The organism is Nocardioides turkmenicus, assembly GCF_011045035.1.
In the GTDB taxonomy this organism is placed as follows: domain Bacteria; phylum Actinomycetota; class Actinomycetes; order Propionibacteriales; family Nocardioidaceae; genus Nocardioides; species Nocardioides turkmenicus.
Map to the genome: position 1 here is coordinate 1 of NZ_JAALAA010000040.1, position 12,553 is coordinate 12,553.

Annotated in this window: 11 protein-coding genes; 5 read left to right on the plus strand and 6 right to left on the minus strand. The window is 72.5% G+C overall.

The features are described from left to right. The first annotated feature begins 70 nt into the window (after nt 1–70). The 3 genes from G5C66_RS25345 to G5C66_RS25355 all read left to right on the plus strand — a co-directional run bounded on the left by G5C66_RS25345 (nt 71) and on the right by G5C66_RS25355 (nt 3,202). Nucleotides 71–2,131: a PTS fructose transporter subunit IIABC gene (locus tag G5C66_RS25345; RefSeq protein ID WP_206444554.1), complete on the plus strand. Its 2,061-nt coding sequence runs from the start codon at nt 71–73 to the stop codon at nt 2,129–2,131. Between the two features lie 28 nt (nt 2,132–2,159). Further along, nucleotides 2,160–2,417, plus strand: a complete 258-nt coding sequence (locus G5C66_RS25350; protein ID WP_165114569.1) for an HPr family phosphocarrier protein — start codon at nt 2,160–2,162, stop codon at nt 2,415–2,417. A gap of 176 nt (nt 2,418–2,593) precedes the next feature. After that, a complete protein-coding gene (locus G5C66_RS25355) occupies nt 2,594–3,202 on the plus strand; it encodes a DUF5134 domain-containing protein (RefSeq protein ID WP_165114572.1) in 609 nt (202 codons plus the stop codon). Nucleotides 3,203–3,208: 6 nt separating this feature from the next. On the opposite strand, the gene G5C66_RS25360 is transcribed toward G5C66_RS25355, so the two are convergent. From G5C66_RS25360 to G5C66_RS25385, 6 genes are read right to left on the minus strand one after another with little or no spacing between them, the layout of a single operon-like run. After that, nucleotides 3,209–4,486 carry a pyridoxal-phosphate dependent enzyme gene (locus tag G5C66_RS25360; protein WP_165114575.1) on the minus strand — a complete coding sequence of 426 codons (1,278 nt, stop codon included), beginning with the start codon at nt 4,484–4,486 and terminating at the stop codon, nt 3,209–3,211. A gap of 2 nt (nt 4,487–4,488) precedes the next feature. Continuing rightward, nucleotides 4,489–5,853 carry an alanine racemase gene (locus G5C66_RS25365; RefSeq protein WP_165114578.1) on the minus strand — a complete coding sequence of 455 codons (1,365 nt, stop codon included), beginning with the start codon at nt 5,851–5,853 and terminating at the stop codon, nt 4,489–4,491. Then, nucleotides 5,850–7,067, minus strand: a complete 1,218-nt coding sequence (locus G5C66_RS25370) for a copper chaperone (RefSeq protein ID WP_165114563.1) — start codon at nt 7,065–7,067, stop codon at nt 5,850–5,852. Before G5C66_RS25370 ends, G5C66_RS25365 begins: the two co-directional genes overlap by 4 nt. A gap of 3 nt (nt 7,068–7,070) precedes the next feature. Beyond that, a complete protein-coding gene (locus G5C66_RS25375) occupies nt 7,071–8,249 on the minus strand; it encodes an aminotransferase class V-fold PLP-dependent enzyme (protein WP_165114581.1) in 1,179 nt (392 codons plus the stop codon). An 18-nt stretch (nt 8,250–8,267) separates the two neighbouring features. Next, nucleotides 8,268–9,680 (minus strand): beta-eliminating lyase-related protein, encoded by a 1,413-nt coding sequence (locus tag G5C66_RS25380; protein ID WP_165114584.1) that lies wholly within the window; start codon nt 9,678–9,680, stop codon nt 8,268–8,270. Between the two features lie 27 nt (nt 9,681–9,707). Then, nucleotides 9,708–9,854 carry a hypothetical protein gene (locus G5C66_RS25385; protein WP_165114587.1) on the minus strand — a complete coding sequence of 49 codons (147 nt, stop codon included), beginning with the start codon at nt 9,852–9,854 and terminating at the stop codon, nt 9,708–9,710. 151 nt (nt 9,855–10,005) lie between these two features. Here G5C66_RS25385 and G5C66_RS25390 point away from each other — a divergent pair, with 151 nt between their 5' ends. Continuing rightward, nucleotides 10,006–11,106, plus strand: coding sequence for a flavin-containing monooxygenase (locus G5C66_RS25390; protein WP_165114590.1), 1,101 nt, complete (start codon nt 10,006–10,008; stop codon nt 11,104–11,106). A gap of 31 nt (nt 11,107–11,137) precedes the next feature. Further along, nucleotides 11,138–12,553 (plus strand): tetratricopeptide repeat protein (locus tag G5C66_RS25395; protein WP_165114593.1); only part of this gene is annotated, 1,416 nt, incomplete at its 3' end.

Here is a 12,553-nt window from a genome sequence, read left to right on the forward strand (position 1 = left end):
TCCCCACTCCACCCCAGGTCCGCGCCGATCTCGTGTCGGTACGCGACCTCGACCCCATCACCGGAGGACTCTGATGTCCGCACTCATCACCCCGGAGCTCGTCGCCCTCGACGCCGATCTCGGCACCGACAAGCACAACGTCATCCGTGCCCTGGCCCAGCGCGTGGCCGACTCCGGTCGTGCCACCGACCTCGACGCGCTGGTCGCCGACGCGCTCGCCCGTGAGGAGGTCTCCGCCACCGGGCTCCCCGGCGGCCTGGCGATCCCGCACTGCCGTACGTCCGGGGTCGACGAGCCGGTGGTCGCCTTCGCCCGCCTCTCGCCATCGGTCGACTTCGGCGCCAAGGACGGCCCGGCCGACCTGGCGTTCCTCATCGGAGCCCCCGCAGGCGGCGACGCCACCCACCTGACCATCCTGACCAAGCTGGCCCGGGCTCTCGCCCGACCCGAGTTCGGCCGGAAGCTGCGCGAGACCGACTCGGCCGAGGAGGCCGCCCGCACCATCCTCGACGCGGTCAGCGACGCCCCGGCCGCCACCCCGAGCCCGGCCCCGGCAGCTGCGCCGGAAGCGGCTCCGGCGAAGAAGCGCTCGCTGGTCGCGGTGACCGCCTGCCCGACCGGCATCGCGCACACCTACATGGCCGCCGAGGCGCTCCAGGCCGCCGCCGCGCGGGCCGGGGTCGAGATCGCGGTCGAGACCCAGGGCTCCGCCGGAGCCACCCCGTTGGCCGCCGAGGTGATCGCGAAGGCCGACGCGGCCATCTTCGCCGTCGACGTCGGCGTCCGGGATCGGGCCCGGTTCGCCGGCAAGCCGCTGATCTCCTCCGGCGTCAAGCGGCCGATCGACGACGCCGACGCGATGATCGCCGAAGCCCTGGCCGCGGCCGAGGACCCGAACGCAGCACGCGTCGAGTCCGGCCGCAGCGAATCCTCCGAGTCCAGCTCGGCCGCCACCGAGAGCTGGGGCGGCCGGACCCGCCGGATCCTGATGACCGGTGTGTCCTACATGATCCCGTTCGTCGCCGCGGGCGGCCTGCTGATCGCGCTGAGCTTCCTCCTCGGCGGCTACGACATCACCGACGTCTACGGCGCGGTCATGGTCGACAGCACGATCACCAACCTGCCCGACGTACAGGCCCTCGGTCTCGAGCACGCGCTCTTCGACAGCGGCCTCGCCGTCTACCTCGGCGCCCTCTTCTTCGTCATCGGCAAGACCGCGTTCATGCTGTTCATCCCGGCGCTGGCCGGCTACATCGCGTACGCCATCGCCGACCGCCCCGGCATCGCGCCCGGCTTCATCATGGGTGCCCTGGCCGCCAACCTGTTCGGCGTCGTCAACGCCGACGGCGTGCCGGCGCCCGCGACCGGCTTCCTCGGGGCGATCGCGGGCGGTGTGCTCGCCGGCGTGATCGCTCACTGGGTGAGCGGCTGGCGGGTGCCGAGCTGGGCGCGCGGGCTGATGCCGGTGCTGGTGATCCCGCTGGTGACCTCGATCCTGGCCGGTCTGGTGATGATCGTGGTGCTCGGCAAGCCGATCAACTGGCTGATGGAGCGCCTCACCGACGGCCTCGCCGCCCTCGACGGCACCAGTGCCGTCGCCCTCGGCGCCGTGCTCGGCCTGATGATGGCCTTCGACATGGGTGGCCCGCTCAACAAGGTCGCCTACAGCTTCGCTGCCACCGGCGTCGGCGCCGCTGCGCTCGCCGCCGACGCACCCGAGCTGCGGATCATGGCCGCGGTCATGCTCAGCGGCATGGTGCCGCCGATCGCGCTGGCGCTGGCCACCGTCGTACGTCCCCAGCTCTTCACCACCGCGGAGCACGAGAACGGCAAGGCCGGCTGGCTGCTCGGCGCGTCGTTCATCACCGAGGGTGCCATCCCGTTCGCCGCGGGCGACCCGATGCGCGTCATCCCGGCGATCATGGTCGGCAGTGCCGTCACCGGTGGTCTCTCCCAGCTCTTCGAGGTCGGCGTCCGCGCACCGCACGGCGGCATCTTCGTCCTCTTCGCCGTCACCAACGTGCTCGGCTACCTGATCGCGCTGGCCGCCGGCGTGATCGTCGGGGCCGGCACCGTCATCGCTCTCAAGTCCATCGGCCGCACTCCGGTGCCGGCTGCAGCCGCCAGCTGACGTACATCTCACCAACCGAAGGAGCATCATGCACACCCAGACCGTCACCGTCGGCTCCGCCGTCGGCCTGCACGCCCGCCCCGCCGCGATCATCTCCGAGAAGGTCGAGGAGCTCGGCGCCGAGATCACGCTCGCCGTCCCCGGCGGCGAGCCGGTCGACGCCGCCTCGTCGCTGCTGATCATGACCCTCGGCGCCGCCAACGGCGACAAGGTCGAGGTCACCGGCCCCGACCAGGCCGCGGTCGACACCATCGCGGCGCTCGTCGCGCAGGATCTCGACGCCTGAGCGAGGCATCGCCCGATGCTGACCGAGGTATCTCGGTCGAGCCGCACTGCCTTCGCGGAGTTCCACGAAGGCAGTGACCGTTCGCCGAGGTAACTCGGTCAGCATCCCCCGACGCGAGCGGCACCGATCTCGCAGACCAGCCACCTACGACCCGCTGAAGCACTACGTTTGAGCGTATGGTCGAACCGCCGTGGGACCTTCTTCTGACCGGCGCGTTCGTGATCACCGGGACCCTGGGCGTCTGGACTCTCGTCGTCGGCCCCGACCGGACCGGCCCTCGGGGCCGGTCCCGGCTGGATGCGTACGCCGTCCTCCACGTCAACCACGCGGCGATGAGCGCCGCGATGATCGCGATGATCTGGGTGATCGCCTGGGGTGTCGCCGTCTGGGCACAGGTGGCGCTCTTCGCCCTCCTCGCGGTGGCACTGCTGCCTGCGCTGCGACGCGCGGGCGACCGGGCCCGCCGGGCCGACCTGGTGGGGCACCTCGCCCTCAATGCGGCGATGATCTGGATGCTCGCCGCGATGCCCGTGCTCATGGCGGGTACGCACGCCACGAGCGTCGAGGGCCATGCCGGCCACGGCGGCGCGGCGGCGCCCACCCCAGCCGGGCACGCCCCCGGATGGGCGGTCGCGGTCAACGCGGTCTTCATCGCAGTCTGCGTCGCCGGCCTGTTCTGGTGGCTGCTACGCGCCACAGCCGTCCGCAGGCACCGTCTGCCCGCCGCGGCTCACGGCCTGATGGCTGCCGGGATGGGTGCGATGCTCGTCCTCATGCCTGCCTGACGGGGATCAGACACCAGCGAGCGGACGCCCGCTGTCGCGCCAGCCGAGGACGCCACCCTCGAGACTGTAGGCCGCTCGCCCGGCCGCGGCCGCCCGGGCGGCGAACCGCTCCGACCGGTCCCCCGTCGGGCACACGAACACCACCCGCGACGCCTCGGAGAACGGCATCCCCGCCTCCAGGACCTGCTCGAGCAGGTCGTCGCGGAGGTTGATGGCGCCGGGGATGTGGCCGGCCTGGAACGCCAGGGCGGTGCGTACGTCCACGACGACGACGTGCTCGCCGGCGGCGGTCCAGGCCTCCAGCTCCCCGGGAGTGACCGAGGGCGCGGCGCCAGACACGGCCGGGCGGCCCGCCCCGAAGAGGTCGGGGCGGCGGTGGCGGTAGTAGGAGAGGTACGGCTCCATCCGGTCGCACGCGATGACGACTGCCGTGACCGGTCCCCCGGGGCCGGACAGGAGCCGCTCCCGGGCCGCCGCATAGGCCGCCCCGGTGGTGGGACCGGCGAGCACGCCGTGCCGGGTGGCGAGCTCGAGGCTGGCCGAGATCGCGTCGGCCGAGTCGACTGCCGCGATGGCGTCGTAGAAGCCGGGTTCGAAGAGTCCGACCTCCCACATCTCCGCGGCCGAGCGGATGCCGGGGATGAAGTCGCCCTCGGCGGCGACGACACCGACCACGGCGGTCTCCGGGTTGCGCTCGCGCAGGTACGTCGCGGCCCCGCGGGTCGACCCGGTGGTGCCGAGCCCGCCCACGAGCAGGTCGACCGGGCCGGCGTCGCGGTGGATCTCGCGGCCGGTCTGCTCGTAGTGGGCTCGCAGGTTGTCCTCGTTGGTGTACTGCGAGGTGTGGTGGTAGCGGCCGGGCTCGCTCTCCACGAGATCACCGATCACCCCGAACACGTCGTTGGGCGCGGTCGGGTCCGGGCACTCCGACAGGCCCGGCATCTCGGTGACGTCGGTGCCGAGCAGCGACAGCATCTCGCGGACCTCGCGCACCCGGACCCGGTTGGTGAACGCACGGAACCCGACCCCGTGCATCGAGGCGATGATCTGGAGCGCCTTCGCGGTGTTGCCGCTCGACGCCTCCACGACGACCTGCCCGTTCTCGACGATCCCGTCGATGTGGTCGCGCAGCAGCCCCCAGGCGACCCGGTCCTTGACCGAGCCGAACGGGTTGGCCGACTCCAGCTTCAGGAAGATCTCGGCGTCGGGCACACCGTGGACCGCCGGGTCGAGCCGCAGCAGCGGGGTGTCGCCGATCATGTCGAGCACGCTGTCGTAACGCATGGTCAGCTCCTGTGGCGGTCGTCGGACGCGTCGTCGGTGACGATGAACCGGTCGCCGTCCAGCACCGCGGCGACCTTGGGCGGCGGCGGGTGCCCTGCGGCGGCCGACGCCGACAGGTCCATCTGATAGGCGGCGGTGTTCACGAACGCGAGTACGTCGCCGCTGGCCAGCTCCGAGTCGAGGAACACCTTCCGCCGACTGATCAGGTCCGACTCCAGGCACAGTCGCCCGGCCAGGAACACCCCGTCGTCCGGCGGATCGCCGCGCCCGTCGACGAGGACGGGGTCGAGCAGGACCTCCTGGTCGGCCGGGGTGACCTGGTTGCGGGTCAGGTCGAGGACGGCCAGGTCCCGTCCGGCGGCGTTCTTGCGGTAGAGCACGGTGGCCAGCGTGAGACCGCCATGGTCGACCAGCGCCTTGCCCGGCTCGATCCAGAGCGTCAGCATGCACTCGCGCAGAACCTCGGCGACCGGTCGCCGCTCGATCTCGGCGGTGAGAAACCCCTCCAGCACGTCAGTGGCGGGGCGGTGGTTGCCGTACTTGTGTGCCGTCGGTGCGACCAGGTCGTGACCGGGCCACACCAGATCCTCCGGTCCCGCGACGGCGAGCGCCTGCGCATACCGCTGGAACGGCTCCGGATCGTCGACGAAGCGCTGGCGCAAACCGCCGCCGATGTCGATCACCGAGGGTCGGAGCCCTGCCCGGTGAGCGGCGGCCACGACCGCCATCGATTCGGTCAGTGCATCGACCCGTGCCGCCGGGTCGGCCGTGTCCAGGTGGAAGGCGACGCCGCGCAGGTCGAGCCCGGGGGCGCGACGTACGATCTCGAGGGCGGCGTCGGCGTCGGCCAGGTCGATGCCGAACCGGGACTGCGGCACCACGGACGAGGCGAAGCCGGACAGGCGCAGCAGGACCGGGACCGAGCTGCCGACGGGCGCCGCGGCGGCGAGCCGGTCGAGCTCCCAGAGGTCGTCGGCGTTGGCGGTGACCCCGAGCGCCGCGATCCGCTCGATGAAGGCAGGCGACTTCGGTCCCGTGGCCTCGATCCGGTCCGGCGCGAACCCCGCCGCCAGGGCGCGGTCGAGCTCGGCCGAGGAGGCCACGTCCGCGCCGAGCCCGGCAGCGTACGCCTCGGCGAGGAGTGCGGTCGAGGCGTTGACCTTGTGCGCGTAGAAGACGTCGTGCGGAACTCCGTGGCGGCGGAGCACGGCTGTCAGGGCCGCGGCGTTCTCGGCCATGACCTGGGGAAAGACGACGTGCAGCGGGGATCCGAACCGCCCTGTCGCCTCGTTCACCGCGACACCGTCGGTGAGGAACCGGGCCACGATCGGGTGCTGCGCCGCCGGGAGCGGGTGGCGAGCGCTCACCCGTCGGCCACCGTGTAGCCGGAGTCGCGCAGGTCGGCGAAGACCCGGTCGCGCTGCCCGGCGTCGGTGAACCGGGCCCGCACCCGCTTCCCGTGCAGGTCCACCTCGATCAGCTCGGCGGCCTGGGCGTCGAAGACGGCCGTGATCGTCACCCGGCAGTGCCGGCAGGTCATGTCGGGCACCCCGAACTCCTGCTCCCCCGCCGCGAACCGGGCATCGCCATCGGCGGGTGCGGGAGCCTCCGCGATCCGGACCGACTCCACAGCCGACGCGAAGGCACCGGTGAGTGCCTCGGCGACCGCGGCGAGCGGCTGGACCCGTGCCCCGTCGATCTGATGGGCGCGCTGCCCGAGGCAGACCGGGCGCTCCCCGGCCGGCAGCAGGGCGTACTGCCGCGAGATCTGGTCGAGCTCCACGTGGTAGCGCTGGATGGCGGCGCGCACGCCCATGCCCTCCGCCCGTGCCCGTTCCATCACCTCGTGGGCATCGGCGATGGTGCGGCGCTTCATCTCGGCGAGCAGCGCCACCGTCTCGGGGGTGTAGCGCAGCCGGCCGCCGGAGCGCTCGACCCGCGCGGGAATCATGCCGCGGCGGTAGGTGGAGGCCTGGAGCTCCCAGAACCAGGTCGAGGCCACCGTGCCGTACAGCCCCGAGGCGAGCAGCGCGTCGGCGAACTCGACCGGGTCCTCGATGCCGACCTGTCCTGCGAGCATGCCGTGCTGGACGAGGGCGCGACCGGCGGCCTCGGCCCCGACGCGGAAGATCTCGGCAGGCTCCTGGTCGGTGGTGGTGTCGGCGAGGATGTCGAGCTCGTCGTCGCCGAGAGCGTCCGGGCGAGCGGTGACGGCGTCCGCGGCGGCGATCGTGTCGGCGACCGCGATCACGGCCTCCCGGGCCGCGATCGGCAGGATCGGGCCGAGCGGCCCGGGTCCGATGTGGCCACTGTTGGCGATCCCGCGGGAGTCGCGCCAGGTGATGCGGTGCGTGGCGGTCACGACCTGGTCGGGACGGCACGGCTGCATGTAGGACTCGAGATAGCGGCGCTGTCCGGTCGTGAGGGGTCCGCCGGGCTCGGGCCGGAGCTCCTCGACGCGATAGTCCACCGAGACCGCGCCGACCTCCGGCGTCGGGCCGGACAGGAAGTCGGCACCCGCGACCTCGGCCAGGATACGGGCGGCCGCGGCGCGGTCGTACCGGATGCCTTCGTGCTCCACGTGTCAGTCCCTTTCGGCAGCGGCGGCGAGGCCCTGCAGGAGTCGGTCGACGTCGGTCTCGTCGTTGTAGAGGTGGAAGCTCGCCCGGACCACGTCGTCCCGCCGCCCCTCGAGACAGTGGTCTCCCGCGCGTACGTAGATGCCGCGCCGCTCGAGGGTGAAGGCGACGTCGGCGCCGGCCTGGCCGTCGACGGTGAAGGCGGCGATCCCGCTGTGCGAGCGGCTCTCACCGACCGGCGGGCCGAGGAGCGTGACCCCGCCGACACGGGCCGCACCCTCCGCAAACCGCGCGGCGAGCTGCGTGAGGTGGCCGCCGACGAGGTCGACGCCGATGCGGTCGATGAACGCGGCGGCACTCGCCAGCGCCGCCGCGCCCGCACCGTCGAGGCTGCCCTCCTCGGCGGCGTCGGTGAGCGGTGAGACGTGCCGGGCAGGGCCGCTGCGAGCGGCTGCGCGGTCGACGGCGATCCGGCGATGCTGACCGCGGCGTACGTAGACCGTGCCGGTGCCGGGAGGCCCGAACATCTTGTGGCCCGAGACGACGGCCAGCTCGGCGCGGGACCCGGCCAGCCGCAGCGGCATCCGCCCGGCGCTCTGCGAGCAGTCGAGGCAGACCGTCGCGCCCGGCGGTATCGCGAGCGCGTCGAGATCGGTCCGGGTGCCGTGGAGGTTGTGTACGTCGGTGGCGACGACGACCTTCGTGCGGTCGCTCAGCGCGCGGGCGAAGTCGTCGGGGTCGATGCGTCCCAGCCGGTCGCGCCGGTACGCCACCGCCCGGACGCCCTGGTGCCGCAGCCGTTCCGCGAGCCGGAGCCAGGGTCGTACCGTCGAGAGATGGTCGCCGGGACAGTAGAGGATGTCGCCGCCGTCCTCGAGCGCGGCGGGTCCCCACCGGTCCGCCAGGAACGCCATCGCTCCGGTGGCACCGCGGGTGAAGGCCACCTCGTCGGGGAACGACGCGCCGAGGAACGCGGCGACGGCCGCGCGGGCGTCCTCGAAGCGGCGCAGCGCGCCGCGGGCCCACGGATGGCCGCCACGGCCGGGGTTGCCGGCGGGCCCACGCAGCTCAGCGGTGAGCTGGGCGATGACCGGTTCCGGACACGGAGTGCCGGAGGCGGAATCGAGGTAGACGAGATCAGGTTCGGCGGTGAGGGCCGGAAAGTTCCGACGGGAGCCGAGCACGGACGACTCCGGCGCCGGTCAGGTGTCGCGGGCGATCGTGAATCCGGCCTTGGCGAGGGTTGATCTGAGGACTCTCGGCTCGACCGGCTCGTCGGCGGTGACGCGCGCGCTCGAGGTGGCTCCCGGGTTCAGATCGACCTCGACGCCGTGGACGCCGTCCAGGTCTCCGAGAGCGTTGGTCACGCTCTCGACACAGCGGCTGCAGGTCATTCCATCGATGCGCACTTCGAACTGAACCGACATGAGACTGCCCTTCAGTAGGACTTCGCTGGTTCGTCCGAAAATATCACCGGCCGTGTGCCCGTGAAGCCGCTTTGAGCGTCTCTCCCGGCTCAGTCTCGACCCCACGAGAGCGGCGATATGGCCGGCGACGATCTCGGCGTCCAGCTCGAGCGCACCCTGGCCGACGGTCACCTCGGTCACCACACGGCCCGGCTCGTCGCTCGCCTTCCAGGGTCTGCTGAACGCGAGCGAGTGCTCCTCCAGCGCGGCCAGGAGACGGGTGTTGACCGCGTCGGAGTCGCCCGCGGCGTACATGAGGAAGGTGTTGGTGTGCGGCACCGGCGGCTGGACGGTGACGGACGGCGGAAGCGCCGCCGCCAACGCCCTCGCCCAGGTCACGCACTCGCCGATGTGCGGGAGCCGGTCGCGGAGCCCGACCAGCGCTGAGACCGCCTCGGCCGTCGACCGGAAGTGCGTGCCGCCCATCCGGTGGCGCCACAGTCTCGCCTGCGCGACGAAGTCGTCGTCGCCCAGCAGCGCGGCGCCGGCGAGGCCACCGAGGCCTTTGTAGAAGCTGGTGTAGACGGTGTCGGCGAGTCCCGCAATCTCGGCCAGCGGCTTGCCGAACCACTGCTGCGACTCCCAGATCCGGGCGCCGTCGATGTGGAGCGCTATCCCCCGCTCACGGCACCCCTGCGCCAGCTCGGCCAGCTCGTCGAAGGTCGGCAGGATGCAGCCCGCGTCGCGCAGCGGCAGCTCGACGAGGCAGGCGGCCAGCGGTCCCGGGATCGCGTCGAGGTGAGCCTTCGTCGGTGTCTCTCGGCCCGTGGTGAGGTGTTCGATCCGCAGGTCCTGGAGGATCCTCGGCCCGTCGTCCTCGTACACGAGCAGATGCGAGAGATCCGGCATCGCCACCCGCCGGTTGCCCGCGTTGTCGGCATGGATCCGCAGCGCCACCTGCTGGGCCATCACCCCCGAGGGGAAGTACGCAGCCGGCCTGCCAAGCAGATCGGCGACCTCGGCCTCCAGCCGCGCGACCGGCCCACGCTCGGCGTACACGTCCCATTCCTCGATCCCGAGCTCGCGGCACGCCTCCGCCAACCCGTCGAAAACCTCAGCGGGGCTCGCGTACGCCGGGAACACACTCTCCCGGCACGCGATCATCGCCTCGCGGAGGCGCTCCTTCAACGACTTCTCGGGCTCGTCCACGCCGCTCACCCTAGTGAGCGAGCCCGGTCAGTCGCCGTCCCCGCCGCCGTCGACCGCGTCGCCACCACCTTCGGGGCCGAGCGGGATCTGCGGCTGGACCTGGTAGGCGATCGTCTCCTCCAGCGGAACCGAGGGCGGGAGCGTGCTGAAGTCCTCCGGGGGCTGCTTCGTCATGTCTCGAGTATCTCCCTGCGCACCTACCCGCGTGCTCGAATCGGGGACGACCTCGTCGCGGCTGATGGGTAGATCGACCCATCGACCGTGGCCACCGGATGCGACGTACGACCGACGCGGAGCGGCGGCGCACGGACCTAGCGTCGCCGGTATGGACACCACACACATCGAGACGATCATCATCGGCGCCGGCCAGGCCGGCCTGGCGACCGGCTATCACCTGCGACGTCGCGGCCGCCCGTTCCTGATCCTGGACGGGAACGCGCGGATCGGCGACAACTGGCGACGCCAGTGGGACACGCTCCGGCTCTACTCACCGGCCAAGTACGACGGCCTTCCCGGGATGGCATTTCCGGCGAAGAGATGGTCGTTTCCCGGCAAGGACGACGTCGGCGACTACCTCGAGACGTACGCCCGCACCTTCGAGCTGCCCGTCCAGCTCGAGACCCGGGTCACCGGGCTCGACCGGCAGGGTGACGGTTTCCGGGTGACGACCGACGGCGGCACGTGGACCTGCGCCAACGTCGTGGTCGCGACGGGCACCTTCGGGCGTACGCCTCACGTCCCGGCGATCTCCGCGCAGCTCGACCCGTCGATCCTGCAGCTCCACTCCAGCGAGTACCGCCGGCCCGGGCAGCTGCGCGAGGGCGCGGTGCTCGTCGTCGGCGCCAGCCACTCCGGCTGCGACATCGCCTTCGAGGTCGCCGAGTCGCGGCCGACGATCCTGGCCGGCCGCGACTGCGGCCAGATCCCGCCGCGCCTGGACTCGCCGGTCATGCACGTGCTCTTCCCGGTGCTGCTCTTCGCCTGGCGGCACGTCCTCACCCGGCGTACGCCGATCGGCCGCAAGGAGATGCCCGCGATCCGGCGCCACGGCGGGCCGATGCTGCGGGTGAAGCGCTCCGACCTGGCCGCCCGCGGCGTCGAGCGGGTGACCTCGCGGATCGAGGAGGTCCGTGACGGGCTGCCCGTCATCGATGGCGAGCCCCGCGAGGTCGGAACCGTCGTGTGGGCGACGGGGTTCCGGCAGGCCTTCGATTGGATCCACCTGCCGGTGCTCGACGAGGACGGCTGGCCACGGGAGATGCGCGGCGTGGTCGCAGAAGCCGATGGGCTCTTCTTCTGCGGGCTCAGCTTCCAGTACGCGTTCAGCTCCATGCTCCTCGCTGGAGCCGGCCGCGACGCGGCGCTCGTCGCCGACCGGGTCACGTCCCGCATGCGGGAGGCCGAGCGGGTCTCCGTCGGCGCCTGATCGGCGTACGCTCTCAGGGGAGGTTCCTGCCGTGGCCGACGTCCAGCTGGAGAGCGCCCGCGTCGACTACGACCGCGGCGACTGGGCCGCGGCCTACAGCGCCTGGTCGGCGGCCGATCCCGCCGTGCTCTCGGCCGCTGACCTGGAGGACTTCGCCGTCGCCGCCGAGCTGACCGGTCATCATGACGAGACCATCGCCGCCCTGCAGCATGCCTTCTTGTCGAGCCAGGACGCCGGAGATCTCGGGCGTTCGGTCCGCTGCGCGTTCCGGATCACGATGACGGCGCATGTCCACGGCGAGAGCGCGCTCGCGCGCGGCTGGACCTCGCGCGCCGAGGGGCTCGTCGACGGCTCCGGCGACGGAGTCGAGGTCGGCTGGGTGGACTTCCTGCGGATGTTCCGCGCCCTGAGCACCGGTGATTTCGCCGCGGCTGCCGGCTACGCCGACAAGGTGGCAGAGCGCGGCCGGCGCCACGCCGAACCCGACCTCACCGCCCTGGGCCTCTGCTCCCAGGGCCGGATGGCGATCTACTCCGGCCGTGTGGTCGAAGGCCTCGCCTTGCTCGACGAGGCGATGGTCCGCGTGATCGCCGGCGAGGCCTCCCCCGTCGTCGCCGGCCACGTCTACTGCACCGCGATCGAGGGCTGCCAGGAGATCAGCGACTTCGGCCGGGTGGCGGAGTGGACGGCCGCCCTCGAGCGCTGGTGCGCCGCCCAGCCCGGCCTGCTGGCGTTCACCGGCCAGTGCGCGGTCCACCGCGGCCAGCTGCTGCGGCTGCACGGCGAGTGGCAGCAGGCTCTCGAGGAGTTCGAGCACGCGACCCGCCGCTACCAGGAGGTGCACGCTCCGGACGCGGTCGGGCTGGCAGCGTACGAGGCCGGCGAGGTGCTCCGGCTGCGCGGCGAGTACGCCGAGGCCGACGCCGCCTACGAGCGCGCCGCCGACTCCGGCTTCGACCCGCAGCCCGGTCTCGCGCTGCTCTGGTCCGCCCGCGGTCAGGGCGCCGCGGCGCTGGCCGCGATCGACCGACTGCTCGCCGAGACAGGCGGTCCGGTGCAGCGGTGCCGCCTCCTGCCCTCCGCGGTGGACGTGCTGATCGATGCCGGCGAGGTCGACCGGGCCCGTGAGGTGGCCGCCGAACTCGACGAGCTGGCCGGCGCCTTCGGCTGCGACTGGCTTGAGGGCGCAGCCGCACACGCGCACGGTGCCGTCGAGCTGAGCGCCGGGGACCCCGCCGGTGCCCTCCCCTACCTGCGCAAGGCCCAGCAGCTGTGGGCCCGCGCCGACGCCACCTACGACCGAAGCCGGGCCCGGCTGCTGACCGGGCGCGCACTGGCAGCGGCCGGCGACACCGAGTCGTCCCGCCGCGAGCTCGAGGCGGCGCGTACGGCATTCCGGCAGATCGGCGCCCGCCCCGCCGCCGACGAGGCCGACGCCCTGCTAGCC